At 64.8% G+C, this 14,176-nt stretch carries 15 protein-coding genes; 10 read left to right on the plus strand and 5 right to left on the minus strand.

Annotation, left to right across the window (positions count from 1 at the left end; genetic code table 11):
* Nucleotides 1–470 precede the first annotated feature (470 nt).
* The 3 genes from AC0L23_RS00160 to AC0L23_RS00170 all read left to right on the plus strand — a co-directional run bounded on the left by AC0L23_RS00160 (nucleotide 471) and on the right by AC0L23_RS00170 (nucleotide 2,357).
* Nucleotides 471–1,418 carry a hypothetical protein gene (locus tag AC0L23_RS00160; RefSeq protein WP_085384083.1) on the plus strand — a complete coding sequence of 316 codons (948 nt, stop codon included), beginning with the start codon at nucleotides 471–473 and terminating at the stop codon, nucleotides 1,416–1,418.
* 155 nt (nucleotides 1,419–1,573) lie between these two features.
* A complete protein-coding gene (locus AC0L23_RS00165; RefSeq protein WP_085353092.1) occupies nucleotides 1,574–2,005 on the plus strand; it encodes a MerR family transcriptional regulator in 432 nt (143 codons plus the stop codon).
* Nucleotides 1,938–2,357, plus strand: coding sequence for a carboxymuconolactone decarboxylase family protein (locus AC0L23_RS00170; protein WP_026233462.1), 420 nt, complete (start codon nucleotides 1,938–1,940; stop codon nucleotides 2,355–2,357). The genes AC0L23_RS00165 and AC0L23_RS00170 overlap by 68 nt, the downstream gene beginning before the upstream one ends.
* Nucleotides 2,358–2,447: 90 nt before the next feature.
* Here AC0L23_RS00170 and rimO read toward each other — a convergent pair whose 3' ends face one another.
* Nucleotides 2,448–3,773 carry a 30S ribosomal protein S12 methylthiotransferase RimO gene (gene rimO / locus AC0L23_RS00175; protein WP_018457917.1) on the minus strand — a complete coding sequence of 442 codons (1,326 nt, stop codon included), beginning with the start codon at nucleotides 3,771–3,773 and terminating at the stop codon, nucleotides 2,448–2,450.
* 111 nt (nucleotides 3,774–3,884) lie between these two features.
* Between rimO and AC0L23_RS00180 the strand changes: the two genes are divergently transcribed.
* The 5 genes from AC0L23_RS00180 to AC0L23_RS00200 all read left to right on the plus strand — a co-directional run bounded on the left by AC0L23_RS00180 (nucleotide 3,885) and on the right by AC0L23_RS00200 (nucleotide 9,705).
* Entirely contained in the window at nucleotides 3,885–4,475 is a 591-nt protein-coding gene (locus AC0L23_RS00180) for an ANTAR domain-containing response regulator (RefSeq protein WP_007590901.1), read from the plus strand.
* Nucleotides 4,472–5,635 (plus strand): CmpA/NrtA family ABC transporter substrate-binding protein, encoded by a 1,164-nt coding sequence (locus AC0L23_RS00185; protein WP_085384084.1) that lies wholly within the window; start codon nucleotides 4,472–4,474, stop codon nucleotides 5,633–5,635. Before AC0L23_RS00180 ends, AC0L23_RS00185 begins: the two co-directional genes overlap by 4 nt.
* Before the next feature lie 331 nt (nucleotides 5,636–5,966).
* Nucleotides 5,967–7,748, plus strand: coding sequence for a NirA family protein (locus tag AC0L23_RS00190; RefSeq protein WP_018457915.1), 1,782 nt, complete (start codon nucleotides 5,967–5,969; stop codon nucleotides 7,746–7,748).
* Entirely contained in the window at nucleotides 7,745–9,352 is a 1,608-nt protein-coding gene (locus AC0L23_RS00195; protein ID WP_018457914.1) for a sulfite reductase subunit alpha, read from the plus strand. The genes AC0L23_RS00190 and AC0L23_RS00195 overlap by 4 nt, the downstream gene beginning before the upstream one ends.
* A 200-nt stretch (nucleotides 9,353–9,552) precedes the next feature.
* Nucleotides 9,553–9,705 carry a hypothetical protein gene (locus tag AC0L23_RS00200; RefSeq protein ID WP_007590908.1) on the plus strand — a complete coding sequence of 51 codons (153 nt, stop codon included), beginning with the start codon at nucleotides 9,553–9,555 and terminating at the stop codon, nucleotides 9,703–9,705.
* Here the strand turns inward: AC0L23_RS00200 and AC0L23_RS00205 are convergent, their stop codons facing one another.
* Genes AC0L23_RS00205 through pxpB form a run of 3 tightly spaced genes read right to left on the minus strand, consistent with a single transcriptional unit; the run spans nucleotide 9,706 to nucleotide 12,274 of the window.
* Nucleotides 9,706–10,476 (minus strand): LamB/YcsF family protein, encoded by a 771-nt coding sequence (locus AC0L23_RS00205; RefSeq protein ID WP_018457913.1) that lies wholly within the window; start codon nucleotides 10,474–10,476, stop codon nucleotides 9,706–9,708.
* A 32-nt stretch (nucleotides 10,477–10,508) separates the two neighbouring features.
* On the minus strand, nucleotides 10,509–11,546 hold the full coding sequence (locus AC0L23_RS00210; RefSeq protein ID WP_018457912.1) for a 5-oxoprolinase subunit C family protein: 1,038 nt from the start codon (nucleotides 11,544–11,546) through the stop codon (nucleotides 10,509–10,511).
* Nucleotides 11,543–12,274, minus strand: coding sequence for a 5-oxoprolinase subunit PxpB (gene pxpB / locus AC0L23_RS00215; RefSeq protein WP_085353084.1), 732 nt, complete (start codon nucleotides 12,272–12,274; stop codon nucleotides 11,543–11,545). The genes AC0L23_RS00210 and pxpB overlap by 4 nt, the downstream gene beginning before the upstream one ends.
* Before the next feature lie 247 nt (nucleotides 12,275–12,521).
* On the opposite strand from pxpB, the gene AC0L23_RS00220 reads away from it, so the two are divergent.
* Nucleotides 12,522–13,220, plus strand: coding sequence for a ribonuclease activity regulator RraA (locus AC0L23_RS00220; RefSeq protein ID WP_018457910.1), 699 nt, complete (start codon nucleotides 12,522–12,524; stop codon nucleotides 13,218–13,220).
* Nucleotides 13,221–13,245: 25 nt separating this feature from the next.
* On the plus strand, nucleotides 13,246–13,650 hold the full coding sequence (locus AC0L23_RS00225; protein WP_018457909.1) for a (R)-mandelonitrile lyase: 405 nt from the start codon (nucleotides 13,246–13,248) through the stop codon (nucleotides 13,648–13,650).
* A gap of 143 nt (nucleotides 13,651–13,793) precedes the next feature.
* On the opposite strand, the gene AC0L23_RS00230 is transcribed toward AC0L23_RS00225, so the two are convergent.
* Entirely contained in the window at nucleotides 13,794–14,144 is a 351-nt protein-coding gene (locus AC0L23_RS00230) for a hypothetical protein (protein ID WP_007590916.1), read from the minus strand.
* Nucleotides 14,145–14,176 lie beyond the last annotated feature (32 nt).

The raw sequence follows: 14,176 nt of genomic DNA on the forward strand, positions 1-14,176 counted from the left end.
CCCCCCGGGGGGGGGGGGGTGGTTTTATGACCATAACGGTTTATTTGGGGGGGGGGGGTGTTTTCTTTTCTACCTCTTGGGGGGGGGGTTTTAATGGGGGCCCAAAAAACAATCCCGCCCCCCCTTGGGGGGGGCGCCCTTCTCGAAAACCTACGCTGAATTCAGTGCTTCAGCGGCGTCGTCGGACATGGCGCACCCTCTCATCGTCGCGGAAGCGACGGCGGAGCATTTCGGTGCGCTGATGGGTCCGAGCGTTGATCATGGGGCGCGGCAATACATGCGAATGGCCGGGCTTGTCAAGCGCCGCCTTGCAGACCACACGCCCAGCGTGCATGGGGCAGGAGAGAGATGCGCGCCGGGAAACCATTACGTTTCTAGCGCGTTTGTGATCAGCGAACGCGAATTGGCTCGAACCGAACGCCTGACGGTTCGGACCAAGAGGGGCGGGACCAACCAGATAGTTTTAAGCCTTGTCCGACACGCCTTATTCGATCGACCTCGACAGCATTCGCGGCGCGTTTCCGCCAGGCATGGAGGCGCCGCCGCTGTTACTGGATTTTGCCGGCTGGCTGAAGGGACGGCCCTGGGGCAGTGTCGGGTGTTTCTCGCTGCAGGGCCAGTTTTCGGATCAGGCGCCTATTGTTGACGGCAGTCCCTTGCGCGACAGGTTTTCGCTGTTCATGCGGCTGCCGGATGGCTCGGCTGTTGGCGGCTGGTACGGCGCGGGTCTTGACCGCGACAATCCGCCGATCGTGGGGCTTGGCTCCGAGGGCGATTACGAGCTGCTGGCGCCGAGCCTCGATGGCCTGCTCGCGAAACTGACGTCGCAACAATTCGACAACGCTTGGAGCGATCTGAAGCCGCACGACGAAGTCGAATGTCAGACGGTCGAGCTCGCGCAATGGCTCACCGGACGGCTGGGCAGGGATATGGCGGCGTCCGATGACGATCCGTCGGAGCTGCCCGACTTTCGCGGCTTCATGGAAAGATGGAGCCGGGGTCGCGAAGACTATTGGGCCAATCATCGCCTGATGGCCGAGCTCGGCTGGCGCCTGGCCGCGCATCTCCCCAAGGGCAAGAACGCCTGGGACAAGACGCATTTCGAGGTCGCGATCGTCGGCAAGCAGTACGAGGCGCGCGTCCTCTCGCGCGGGCCGCAGCCGTTCGAGGAAGCCGCCTCGATCGAATCCCTGCTGCGCGATCTGCGTGAGGAGATGCGCCGCGCACAGCCCGAGCTCGGGCTGTGGTACGCCATGAAATTCGATCTCTATGCCGACGGCCGCGTCATGCCGAACTTCGAATATGATGTGCGCCCGACCATCGAGGGCGAGCCCGCGAAGCTGTCGGAGGCGCAAGCCGATCTTGCCCGCGCCCCGCGCCCGGAGCGCTGGGTGCCGAAATGGCTGGCGGAATCTTGAAGCTGGGCATCCAGCGATGCCGCCGCCCAGCCGGCGCCGAAATCTTCCGCTGTCGCGTCATCATGACCTCGCCGGAACGGCACCTTCGATCCCCCTTGACTTAGAGCGCGCTCGAAGGGGTATCTGTACGTGCGTCAGTACGAGAACGGGCACACATGAAGATCGGCGACCTCGCAAAACGGACCGGCCTGTCGACACACACGCTGCGCTACTATGAGCGCATCGGGCTGCTGCCATACGCCGACCGGGATCGCTCCGGCCAGCGCGACTTTGACGCATCGATCCTCACATGGATCGAATTTCTCGGTCGGCTCAAGACCACGGGAATGCCGATCCGGGGCATGTTGCGTTATGCGGCGCTTCGGGATGAAGGCGAAGCCACCGGGCCAGCCCGGCGGCAGATGCTGGAAGTCCACCGGGAACAGGTGCGCACGCAAATTGCCGAACTCCAGGAATGCCTGCTCGTCCTTGATACCAAGATCGCCGGCTATGCCAGCGACGAACAGAGGACGAAGGAAAATGACGCACGCCCAAACACAAGACGAAAGCCGCTTCGATCGCGGCCAGCGGGCCCTGTCGCGCATTGACGGCAGTGCCGGCGAAAAGGTCGTCGCCTCACTCGCCGACATAGCTCCGGATTTCGCACGATACGTGATCGAGTTTCCGTTCGGCGACATTTACTGCCGCCCGGACCTCGGCCTGCGCGATCGAGAGATCGCCACGATCGCCGCGCTGACGGCGCTCGGAAATGCCGCGCCTCAGCTCAAAGTGCATCTCGAGGCGGGTCTGAACGTCGGCCTGTCTCGCGACGAGATCGTGGAGATCATGATGCAGATGGCCGTCTATGCGGGCTTCCCGGCGGCGCTGAACGGGCTGTTCGCAGCCAAGGAAGTGTTCGCCGCACGCGACGAACAGCAGGCGTCGGGAGAAGCGACATGACCTCGTAGTTCGGGCACGCCCAGCCTGAACGCCGGCTGGTGGAAAATGCCTAAGGCGCGCCGGTCTTGCCGGCGTGCCGCGACCGGAATCTCAGAATCCCGCGACGCTGCCGTGGAGGTCGTACTGGTCCGCGCGCTCGATCTTGGCGGTGACGATCTCGCCGACGCGCAAGGGGCGGCGGCTCGACAGGTAGACGGCGCCGTCGATCTCGGGCGCATCGGCCTTGGAGCGGCCCCTTGCGACGGTCGGGCCGACCTCGTCGATGATGATCTGCTGGCGCGTGCCGACCTTGCGCTTCAGCCTGCGCGCAGAGATTTTCTGCTGGCGCGCCATCAGTGCATTGTAGCGCTCCTGCTTGATCTCTTCCGGCACGGGGTTCTCGATCGCATTCGCCGTGGCGCCGGCGACCGGCTCGTACTTGAAGCAGCCGAGCCGATCGATCTCGGCTTCGTCCAGCCAGTCGAGGAGATAGGCAAAGTCCGCATCGGTCTCGCCGGGGAAGCCGACGATGAAGGTCGAGCGCAAAGCGAGATCAGGACATTGCTCGCGCCAGCGCTTGATGCGCGCCAGCGTCTTGTCCTGCGCCGCCGGGCGCTTCATGGCCTTCAGTACTTCGGGGCTCGCATGCTGGAACGGGATGTCGAGATAGGGCAGCACCTTGCCCTCGTTCATCAGCGCGATGACCTCGTCGACATGCGGGTAGGGGTAGACATATTGCAGCCGGACCCAGGCGCCGAGCTCGCCGAGCTCGCGCGCGAGGTCGATGAATTTGGCGCGGACCTGGCGATCCTTCCACGGGCTCTCGGCGTATTTCAGATCGACGCCATAGGCCGAAGTGTCCTGCGAGATCACCAGCAGCTCTTTCACGCCGGCGTCGACCAGGCGCTCGGCCTCGCGCAGCACGTCGTTGGCCGGTCGCGAGACCAGGTCGCCGCGCAGCTTCGGGATGATGCAGAAGGTGCAGCGGTTGTTGCAGCCCTCGGAGATTTTCAGATAGGCGTAGTGCCGCGGCGTCAGCTTGATGCCTTGCGGCGGCACCAGATCGAGATGCGGATTGTGGGCGGGCGGCAGCGCGCGATGCACGGCGTCCAGCACGCTCTCATATTGCTGCGGGCCGGTGATGGAGAGCACGCCGGGATAGGCCTGCTCGATCTGCTCGGGTTCCGCCCCCATGCAACCGGTCACGATCACCTTGCCGTTCTCGGCCATGGCCTCGCCGATCGCCGAGAGCGATTCCTGCTTGGCGCTGTCGAGGAAGCCGCAGGTGTTGACGATGACGATGTCGGCCCCGTCATGCTTGCGGGCGAGCTCGTAGCCCTCGGCGCGCAGACGCGTGATGATGCGCTCGGAATCCACCAAAGCCTTGGGGCACCCGAGCGACACGAAGCTGACCTTCGGCGCAGCCGTCTGATCCATATCCAAATCTGCCTGATTGACAGGGTTGAGCTAGTCCCAATTGCCCATAATTACAACCCTTTGCATGGCTCGCGGGCATGCTATGGATGAATCACTGGTGGTGAGTGAGCAATGAGCGCCGAACAGTCGCCCAAAATCGTGATCGTCGACGAAAGCCCGATCCGGGCTGCGATCCTCGAAGAAGGGTTGCGGGAGGCCGGATTTACGCAGATCGTCCATATCCGCGAGATGCAGAGCCTGCTCGCCCGTATTTATGCGGTCGATCCCGACATCATCCTGATCGATCTGGAAAACCCCAGCCGCGACGTGCTGGAAGCGATGTTCCAGGTCAGCCGCGCCGTGAAGCGGCCGATCGCGATGTTCGTCGACCAGAGCGATTCATCCTCGATCCAGGCCTCGGTCGAGGCGGGGGTCTCCGCCTATATCGTCGACGGGCTGAGGAAGGAGCGCATCAAGCCGATCCTCGACCTCTGCGTGTCGCGCTTCAATGCCTTCGCAAAACTCCAGGAGGAACTGGAGCGTACCAAGTCGCAGCTCGAGGATCGCAAGGTCATCGAGAAGGCCAAGGGCATCCTGATGAAGGTGAAAGGCCTCACCGAGGACGAGGCCTATGTGCTGCTGCGCTCCACTGCGATGCGCGAGAAGAAGAAAATCGGCGAGATCGCCCAGTCGATCATCACCGCGTCGGAGATGCTGAAATGACCGCTCCCCTCCGCATCGGGTTCATTCCGCTGGTCGATGCCGCAGCGCTGATCGTTGCCGTCGACAAGGGATTTGCCGCGGCTGAAGGGCTCCAGGTCGAACTGGTCCGCGAGGTCTCCTGGTCCAACGTCCGCGACAAGCTCAATATCGGCTTGTTCGACGCCGCGCATCTGCTCGCTCCCGTCGCGATTGCGTCCTCGCTCGGGCTCGGCCACGTCAAGGTGCCGATCGCGGCGCCCTTCAATCTCGGCATCAACGGCAACGCGATCACGGTCTCGCCGGCGCTTCATACCGCGCTGATGGAGGAGATCGACGGCGACCGCTTCGATCCGCTCGCCACGGCAAAAGCGTTGGCGCGCGTGGTCACCAAGCGGCGCAAGGCTGGGGCCGATCCGTTGACCTTCGGCATGACCTTCCCGTTCTCGACCCACAATTATCAATTGCGGTTCTGGATGGCGGCGGCCGGCGTCGATCCCGACGAGGACGTGCGGCTGGTCGTGCTGCCGCCGCCCTATATGGTCGACAGTCTTGCCAATGGGCATGTCGATGCGTTCTGCGTCGGTGCGCCCTGGAATTCGATCGCGGTCGATCTCGGGATCGGCTACATCCTGCATTTCGTCTCCGACATCCTGGCCCATGCGGCGGAGAAGGTGCTGGCGCTCCGCCAGGTCTGGGCCGACAAGAATCCCGACGTGGTAGCCAGCCTGGTGCGCGCGGCGGTGAAAGCCGCCGAGTTCATCGAGCATCCCGAAAACCGGACCGAAGCGGCGCAGATCCTGGCGCAGCCGGAGCGGATCGGCGTCGATGCCGAAGTCATCCAGCGCACCCTCACGGGGCGCCTCAAGATTTCGCCGGAGGGCACCTTTCGCGAGAGCGGCAGCTACCTCCTGGTGGGACGCGAGGAAGCAGGGCGCCCCGATCCGGTCCAGGCCGCCTGGCTCTATGCGCAGATGGTGCGCTGGGGGCAGACGACGCTGACGCCCGACGGCGTCAAGACGGCGATGGCCGTGTTCAGGCCCGATCTCTACGACGGCGCCCTCGGGCGCCGGCCGCCCGCCCAAGCCCCCGCGGCATTCGGCGCATTCGCCGGCCCCGCCTTCGATCCCGCCAATATTCGGGGGCATCTCGAGGCCTTCGAGGTGGGCCGCTGGAAGGTGTGATTCGGGTCTGCATCGTTTTTGAGCGCTGGAGATCCGAGTCTAAATTTTAGGCCGACTGCTCGAATTTCATAAGAGTTCCGGAGCCCAGAGTTCCCCGGCGCGCTCTTAATTACCTGATACCTCACACATTTTCATTTCATCGAAGCTGGCACGCAACTTGAATGTTGCAGTGCGGCCAGCCTGTCACAGATGCCTGCTGCGCCAGTCCCCAGCAACGAAGCTGTTCGGACCGCTGGGTGCGCAGCCGGCTCTCGAGCCAGCCGAGCTCCTCGCGGGTCGTGCACTTTCCGTCGATACCACCCAGGTGGCCGCAGGAGCTTCGTTACTGACCATGAAACTCGACACCGTCTCAGTCGACTTTACCGACGACCAGAAACGCTACCTTGAAGGCTTCACGACCGGTCTGCAGATCAGTCGCGTCGGTCGCGGTCTCGGCGGCGGCGCCGGCAAGGCGAACGCCGAGCCGACCGGTCCCGATGCCGTGCACATCAAGGCGCAGGACAAGGTGATCGCCGCGGGCAAGAAGCTCGCCGACCAGGAGAAGGTCAAGCGCGACGAGCATCCCTTCGATGCCTATCCGCGTCTCCGCCAGCAGGCGCTCGATAATACGCCGCCAAGCCCGGCGGACAATTTCCGCTGGCGCTATTACGGCATCTTCTACGTCGCGCCGACGCAGGACTCCTACATGTGCCGTCTGCGCATTCCGAACGGCATCATGAAGCACTGGCAACTGTCCGGCCTTGCCGACCTCGCCGATGAAACCTGCGGGCCCTACAGCCACGTCACGACGCGTGCCAATCTCCAGCTTCGCGAGATCCCGCCGAAGAACGCCGTGAAGCTGATCGAGGGCATACAGGATCTCGGCCTGTGCTCGCGCGGCTCCGGCGCCGACAACATCCGCAACGTGACGGGAACGCCGACGGCGGGCATCGATCCGCAGGAGCTGATCGACACGCGGCCTTATGCGCGCGAGTGGCACTACCACATCCTGAACGATCGCTCGTTGTATGGCTTGCCGCGCAAGTTCAACGTCGCCTTCGACGGGGCCGGCAAGATCGCGGTGCTCGAGGAGACCAACGACATCGCCTTCACGGCGTATGAGGTGAAGGATGGGTTCGGCGTCGAACCCGGGATCTGGTTCCGCCTCGGCCTCGGCGGCATCACCGGCCACAAGGACTTTGCGAAATATTCCGGCATCGTCGTCAAGCCTGAAGACGCTACCGCCGTTGCCGACGCCATCGTGCGCGTCTTCATCGAGCACGGCGACCGCACCAACCGCAACAAGGCGCGGTTGAAATACGTGCTCGACGCCATGGGCCATGACGGCTTTCTCAAGCTGGTCGAAGAGCGGCTGAAGACGCCGTTCACGCGCGTGACGGAAGAGGCGTTTGCGCCGCGGCCGGCCGCGGACCGCATGGCGCATATCGGCGTGCACAAGCAGAAGCAGGACGGCTTGAACTGGATCGGCGTGTCGCTGACGCTCGGCAAGATCAGCTGCGATCAGATGCGGGGTCTCGCCAAGGTGGCGCTGGACCTCGGTGACGGCGAGATCCGTCTGACCGTCTGGCAGAACCTGCTGATATCAGGGGTGCGTGACGAGAATGTCGAGCTTGCCGTTGCGGCGATCAAGCAGATCGGGCTCGCGGCCGAGGCCTCGCACATCCGCGCCGGCCTGATCGCCTGCACCGGCAATGCCGGTTGCCGCTTTGCCGCCTCCAACACCAAGCGTCACGCCGCCGAGATCGGCGAATGGTGCGAGCCGCGCGTCGAGATGGACAAGCCGGTCAACATCCACGTCACCGGCTGCCACCATTCCTGTGCCCAGCACTACATCAGCGACATCGGTCTGATCGGGGCGCGCGTGCCTGTCAACGAGGAGGACACGGTGGAGGGCTATCATCTCTTCACCGGCGGCGGGTTCGGTCCTGACGCCGACGTCGGTCAGGAGGTCTATCACGACCTCAAGGCCGAGGACGCGCCGAAGACGGTCGAAGGGCTGCTCAAGGCCTATATCGCCCATCGCTCGTCTCCTGACGAAACCTTCCTGTCCTTTGCGCGCCGCCACGACGGCGAGACGCTGCGCAAGCTTGCCGATGCCGAGGTGTCCTCATGAACCAGATCAGCCCTCCACCCAAACTCGACATTATTCCCACGAGCGCCCCGTTCTCCGACGCGCAACGCTCCTGGCTGAACGGCTTCTTTGCCGGGCTGCTGTCGCCTGAGGCGGCCACGCCGCTGTCGGCGGAGCAGGGCGCCGCGGTCATGCAGGCTGGTGACGGTGATGACGGTGAAGCGCCGTGGCACGACCAGACCATGCCGATCGCCGATCGGATGAAGCTCGCCGAAGGCCGTCCCGTGCGGCGCAAGATGATGGCGGCGATGGCGCAGCAGGATTGCGGGCAGTGCGGCTACAATTGCCACGACTATTCGGAGGCGATCGCGAGCCGCAGTGAAGCGCGCCTCAACCTCTGCGTCCCCGGTGGCAAGGAAACCGCACGGATGCTGAAGTCGTTGCACGAAGAGCTGGACAAGGCGCCGGCGGCAAAGCCGGCTGACAAGCAAGACGCGGTGGCGGCCCCCGCCGTGACCGTGACGATCGCCGAGCCCGGCCGCTCGCGGGACAACCCCGTTGCGGCGACCTTCCTGTCGCGCCGTCTTCTCAACAAGGGAAAGTCCGAGAAGGAAACCTATCACGTCGAGTTCGATCTCTCCGAGAGCAAACTCGACTACGTCGTCGGTGACAGTTTTGGCGTGTTCGCGCGGAACGAGCTCGGCCTCGTCGACCAGGTCATCGCGTTGCTCGGTGCCTCCCACACCACGAAGGTCAACGGCAAGACGCTGCGCGAGGTGCTGATCGACGACGTCTCGTTGTCGCCGGCGCCCGACACGCTATTCGAGCTGCTCTCCTTCATCACCGGCGGCGCGCAGCGCGAGAAGGCGCGGGCGCTGGCACAGGGCGAGGATCCCGATGGCGATGCCGCAACGCTCGACGTCATGGCGGCGCTGCAGAAGTTCTCGGGCACGCGGCCGCATCCCGAAGCCTTCGTGGAGGCGCTCGAGCCGCTGCAGCCGCGGCTCTATTCGATCTCGTCCTCGCACAATGCGACACCTGGAAAGCTGTCGCTGACGGTCGATTCCGTGCGCTACGTGATCGGCAAACGCAAGCGCATCGGCGTTGCCTCGACCTTCCTCGGCGAGCGCATCGCTGAGGGCGAGAAGCTCAAGGTCTATGTGCAGAAGGCGCACAATTTCGGCCTGCCGCAGGATCCGAAGACGCCGATCATCATGATCGGCCCCGGCACCGGCATTGCGCCGTTCCGCGCCTTCCTGTTCGACCGCAAGGCGACCGGTGCGCCTGGCAAGAACTGGCTGTTCTTCGGCCATCAGCGCAGCGATTGCGACTTCTTCTACCAGGAGGAGCTCAACGCGATGAAGACCTCGGGCCTGCTCACGCGTATGTCGCTGGCCTGGTCGCGCGACGGCGAGAAGAAGTTCTATGTGCAGGACCGCATGCGCGAGGTCGGCCGCGAGGTGTGGACGTGGCTCGCCGAGGGGGCGCATTTCTACATCTGCGGCGATGCCAAACGCATGGCCAAGGACGTCGAGCGTGCACTGGTCGATATCGTCGCCCAATTCGGGGCGCGTTCGACCGACGAAGCCGTCAGTTTTGTCGCAGAACTCAAGAAGACGGGCCGCTTCCAGGCTGACGTCTACTAGATGTCATCCTACGGTCATCCGAGCCGGTTCCAACTGGCTCGGATTTGAGCGAATAAGATTCTCGGAAGTGGCGGGCGAGGAGAATTTGCTCCTGCGATGCGGGGTTTTCAGAGAACCCGCATCGCTATTTCCGCCGGTCTCTTGCCCGCCACCCCGGTTGATCCTTCATAATCGTCCGAATGGGGCGTTGGAGATCGACCATGCGCGAACTATCGGCGGAAGCCAGGCTGCACTTCTACGCGCGCTCGCTCTCGCGGCGGACCGGTGCGAGCGTGCATCATGCCGCAATGTACAGCGCCTTCGCCGTCATCGCCGCGATCGTGTTCGGCACGCTGTCGGTACACCCGTTCTGATCACGCTCCGCGCTTGAACGGCGCGACCTCGATCCCTGCATCCTTCAAAGCCTGCCGCAGACCGCGCGCGATGTCGACGGCGCCCGGCGTATCGCCGTGGATGCAGACCGTGTCGGTGCGCATCTTGATGACCTTGCCGGTGACCGAGACCACCGCGCCGTCCTGCACCATGCGCACCACGCGGTCGGCGATGGCCTTGGCGTCATGCAGCACTGCGCCGGGCTTCTTGCGCGAGACGAGATTGCCGTCGTCCTCATAGGCGCGGTCGGCGAACACCTCGTGCACCATCGGCAGATTGGCGGCTTCGCCGGCCTTCACCAGCTTGGAATTGGCGAGCACGACGAAAATCAGGCTCGGGTCGACCGCCTTGATGCCGGCGGCGATCGCCTTCGCCGTCATGTCGTCCTCGCAGGCGACGTTGGAGAGCGCGCCATGCGCCTTCACATGCGTTACCTTGTGGCCGGCCGCGGTCGCGATCGCCTGCAGCGCGCCGATCTGGTAGGCGACGAGGTTCTCGATCTCGGAGGCCTTCAGGCCCGCGATCGGATGGCGGCCGAAGCCGTGCAGGTCGCGATAGCCAGGATGCGCGCCGACCGAGACGCCGCGCGCCTTCGCCAGCTCGACCGTTCGGCGCATGATGTCGGGGTCGCCCGCGTGGAAGCCGCAGGCGACGTTGACCGAGCTCGCCAGCTCGATCATGGCGGCATCATTGCCCATCTCCCAAGCGCCAAAACCTTCGCCGAGATCGCAATTCAGATCGATCGTCTTCATGGGTTGCTCTCCGTCTCTGGTCGTCTTGTCGTTTACGGCTCGGCCGCGACCTGCCAGGTCCCGGCGTCGACGGCACTGACAGCATAGCCCGCGACGTTGGCATCGCTGAGCGCTTCGATGTTGAGCGCCACGGTGTCGGCAGAACGCAGGCGATCGGGCAGGTTGCGGATCAGCTGCGCAAATTTCTTCGCCTCGTCCTGCGCCTCGGCCATGCTGACCGCCTTGAAGCGGAACGCCGTTCCCGCTGAGGTCTGCGCGAGACGGCCGACGTCGGCCGTGATCACGGTCGCGATCTTCGGGTAGCCGCCGGAGGTGCCGCGATCCATCATCAGCGCGATCGGCGCGCCGTTGCCGGGCACCTGGATGCTGCCGTTGACCGTGCCGTCGGAGACGATGTTGTGGCCGTGCAGATGCTTGATCGCGGGACCTTCCAGCCGGTAGCCCATGCGATCGGAGGTCGCCGAGATCTTCCACTCGCTGTCGAGGAACAGCGCCTTGTTGGCGTCGTCGAACTCGTCGTCCTGCGGACCCAGCAGGACGCGGATCGGACCGCTCGACGGCTTCGGCAGTTCGATGCGCTGTTCCGGTGCACCGCTTGCGGCATCGACGCTGAATTCGTCGTCGGCCTGCAGCGGGCGCGGGTAGGGGCTGCCGAGACCGGCACGGGCGTTGACTGCGAGACTGCCGAACACCGGCTCGCCCTTGATCCCGCCTTCGATCGCCAGATAGGTGAACGCACCGCCGCGAGCAAAACCCAGCGTCAGCGTCTCGCCGTCTTTCAGCGTCACCGATGTGTCCGTGGCGACCGGACTGCCGGCGATGTCCGCATTGCGCGGCGCGCCTGAGATCGCGACGCGCACGGCACCGTCGCGCGCGGTGAACGCGGCGCCGAACGGGCCGACCTCGACAGCGGCTGCGAACGGTTCGTTGCCGACAAGCGTGTTCGCCGCCGCGAGCGACAGGCGGTCCATCGCTCCGCTGACCGTCAGGCCATAGCGTTGCGCGCCATGGCGTCCGCCGTCCTGGACCGAGCTTGCGGGCCCGATGCTGGCGATCACGAGCCGGCTCATGCCACCACCTGCTCGGCAATGATCTCGCCGGCCTCGGCAGCGCGGTCCTGTTCCTCGAATGTCTTGTGGTCGATCGCGAAAAACGTCACGCGATCGCCGGGTTCGGTGAGGAAGGTCGGATTGCGGTGGAGCTGATAGGTCCGCACCGGCGTGCGGCCGAGCAGGTGCCAGCCGCTCGGGGCCGCCAGGCACTGGATTCCGGCCTGGATGCCGCCGATCGAGATCGTGCCGGCAGGCGTCAGCAGCCGTGGATTCTGCCGCCGCGACATCTGCAGGGATTTGTCGAGGCCGCTGAGATAGGACCAGCCCGGCGTGAAGCCGATCATGGCAACCTTGTAGTCGCCGGCGACGTGGCGCGCGACGATGTCGTCGGGTGTGGTGTTCAGCGCCTTCGCGACGTCCTCGAGGTCGATGCCGTGCTCGCCGCCATAGGCGACGGGAATTCGCCATCGGCGGGCCTTGGTGGCCGGCGGCAGCGGCTGGCTGGCGAGCGCGAGCAGCTTTTCGCCAAGTTCATCAAAGCCGATCTTGCCGGGATCGTAATGCACCAGCAGCGAGCGATAGGTCGGCACGGACTCGGTGATGCCATCGATCGGACTCGCTGCGAGCGCCTTGTCGAGCGCCAGCACGCGCTGGTTGGCGTCGTCGTCGATGGTACGGCTGAACTCGACCGTGACGGCGCTGTCGCCACTGGGCAGCAGGCGGGGCGGGGGAAGCGTCGCGGACATGGGCTGTCGAAATCGGGCTTCTGGAGATACGCGGGCTCGGCCTTGAGCTCCGCTTGTCCCTGCTTCGCGTAAATGCGCCCGCAAGTCCAATAAATTAATGCAGGGGGAGGCGATAAACCCTTGTTATCGCGACGCATAACTGCGCTGCGGCCCTGCATGATTGGTATCCTATTGGCCCTTGACGCAAGGCCCGCACCCCGCAAGATGCGCGCGTTCTTTCCCGCCCATCCGGAGCTCGTCTGTTTCCATGTCGCTGTCCCCCGAAGCCCGCAAGACCCTCGCCGGCATCACCACTGCCACCATCACCACGGTCCTGCTGAAGAAGGGCCTGCGCAACATCTGGATGCGCGGCGCGCGTCCGCTGCGTCCGGGTCTGCCGCGCCTGGTGGGACCGGCCTTCACGCTGCGCTTCGTGCCGGCGCGGGAGGATCTGGCGACGCCGGAGTCATGGTCGTCGCCGATCTCGACCCGCACCGCGATCGAGGCAATGCCGGAGGGCTGCATCGCCGTGGTCGACGCCATGGGCATCACCGACGCCGGCATCTTTGGCGACATCCTATGCGCGCGCATGATGAAGCGCGGCGTCACCGCACTCGTCACCGACGGTGTCGTGCGTGACGTCGAGGGCGTGCTCGGCACCAACCTGCCGGTCTGGTGCGACGGCTATGCCGCGCCGCCGTCAGTCGCCGGTCTGACCTTCGTCGGCTGGGGCGAGCCGATCGGCTGCGGCGGCGTTGCGGTGTTCCCGAACGACATCGTTGTTGCCGACCAGGACGGCTGCGTGCTGATCCCGCAGGCGATGCTCGAACAAGTGCTCAACGAGGGTGTCGAGCAGGAGCGGATGGAAGCCTGGATCGTCAACGAGGTGAACAATGGCGCGGTGCTCCCGGGCCTCTATCCCATGAACGCCGAGACCAAGGCGCGCTACGCAGCAAGCAAGAAGTAATCGGGAAAGAAGCGAGGTAATCCCAATGGAGATCACTGTTGCAGGCACGCGGCTGACCCGCCGCGCGCCCAAGGAAAATTTCACCGGCACCGTCTGGCAGGACCCGGTGATCATGGCGCCCGCGCCGGCACGGCTGAACTGCTCGCGTGTCTCGTTCGAGCCTGGCGCACGCACCAACTGGCATCATCATCCGCTCGGGCAGACCCTCTACGTCATCTCCGGTGTCGGCCGCGTTCAGACCAAAGGCGGGCCCGTCAGGGAGATCCGTCCCGGCGACACCGTCTGGATTCCGCCGGGTGAGGTGCACTGGCACGGCGGATCGCCGACCAACGGCATGTGCCATATCGCCATGCAAGAAGCGCTCGACGGCGTCTACTCGACGTGGCTGGAGCCGGTGAGCGACGCGGAGTATGGGGCCGCGTTGGGCTAGCTCTCGTGCCCCGGACAAGACGCATCGCCCCGCGGCGATGCGTCGCCGATCCGGGGCCCAAAACTTTTGACGGCATCAGGACTGCTGAGTCCCGGCTCTGCGCAGCAACGCTTCTCGTCGCTGCTTGTCCGGGGCACGACACCTTACATCCGCTCGGCGGTCCACGTTCCCGTGCACATGCTGCCGCGCCACGTGCCGGAGCCGGAGGTGCCGCTGAGGCGGCCGAAGCCGACGGCGCGCTTGATGCCGGTGCTCAAGGTGACATTGATGCTGCCGGCATCCGCGACGCGGCCCGACGCCGTCACCATTGCGCTGCTCGAGGCGATCTGACCGTTGTTGATGCCGATGGCGACGGTCGAGCCGTTGCCGCAGGTCTCGCTCGATGACGAGATGCGGACATTCCATGCGCCGTCGAATGTGCTGGCGCTGGCCTGCGCGGCCGGCAACGCGATGACTATGATTGTGGCGAAGAGAGCCTTGCGAAATCCGTTCATGACACGCCCCTAGGGTTGATCATGCGGGGATC

The organism is Bradyrhizobium sp. MI1.4, from assembly GCF_055811315.1.

Bases quoted from the DNA above. Each gene is read 5' to 3' on its own strand.
- AC0L23_RS00165 (WP_085353092.1), top strand. From the start codon at position 1,574: ATGAAGATCGGCGACCTCGCAAAACGGACCGGCCTGTCGACACACACG.
- AC0L23_RS00170 (WP_026233462.1), top strand. From the start codon at position 1,938: ATGACGCACGCCCAAACACAAGACGAAAGCCGCTTCGATCGCGGCCAG.
- rimO (WP_018457917.1), bottom strand. From the start codon at position 3,773: ATGGATCAGACGGCTGCGCCGAAGGTCAGCTTCGTGTCGCTCGGGTGC.
- AC0L23_RS00180 (WP_007590901.1), top strand. From the start codon at position 3,885: ATGAGCGCCGAACAGTCGCCCAAAATCGTGATCGTCGACGAAAGCCCG.
- AC0L23_RS00185 (WP_085384084.1), top strand. From the start codon at position 4,472: ATGACCGCTCCCCTCCGCATCGGGTTCATTCCGCTGGTCGATGCCGCA.
- AC0L23_RS00190 (WP_018457915.1), top strand. From the start codon at position 5,967: ATGAAACTCGACACCGTCTCAGTCGACTTTACCGACGACCAGAAACGC.
- AC0L23_RS00195 (WP_018457914.1), top strand. From the start codon at position 7,745: ATGAACCAGATCAGCCCTCCACCCAAACTCGACATTATTCCCACGAGC.
- AC0L23_RS00200 (WP_007590908.1), top strand. From the start codon at position 9,553: ATGCGCGAACTATCGGCGGAAGCCAGGCTGCACTTCTACGCGCGCTCG.
- AC0L23_RS00205 (WP_018457913.1), bottom strand. From the start codon at position 10,476: ATGAAGACGATCGATCTGAATTGCGATCTCGGCGAAGGTTTTGGCGCT.
- AC0L23_RS00210 (WP_018457912.1), bottom strand. From the start codon at position 11,546: ATGAGCCGGCTCGTGATCGCCAGCATCGGGCCCGCAAGCTCGGTCCAG.
- pxpB (WP_085353084.1), bottom strand. From the start codon at position 12,274: ATGTCCGCGACGCTTCCCCCGCCCCGCCTGCTGCCCAGTGGCGACAGC.
- AC0L23_RS00220 (WP_018457910.1), top strand. From the start codon at position 12,522: ATGTCGCTGTCCCCCGAAGCCCGCAAGACCCTCGCCGGCATCACCACT.
- AC0L23_RS00225 (WP_018457909.1), top strand. From the start codon at position 13,246: ATGGAGATCACTGTTGCAGGCACGCGGCTGACCCGCCGCGCGCCCAAG.
- AC0L23_RS00230 (WP_007590916.1), bottom strand. From the start codon at position 14,144: ATGAACGGATTTCGCAAGGCTCTCTTCGCCACAATCATAGTCATCGCG.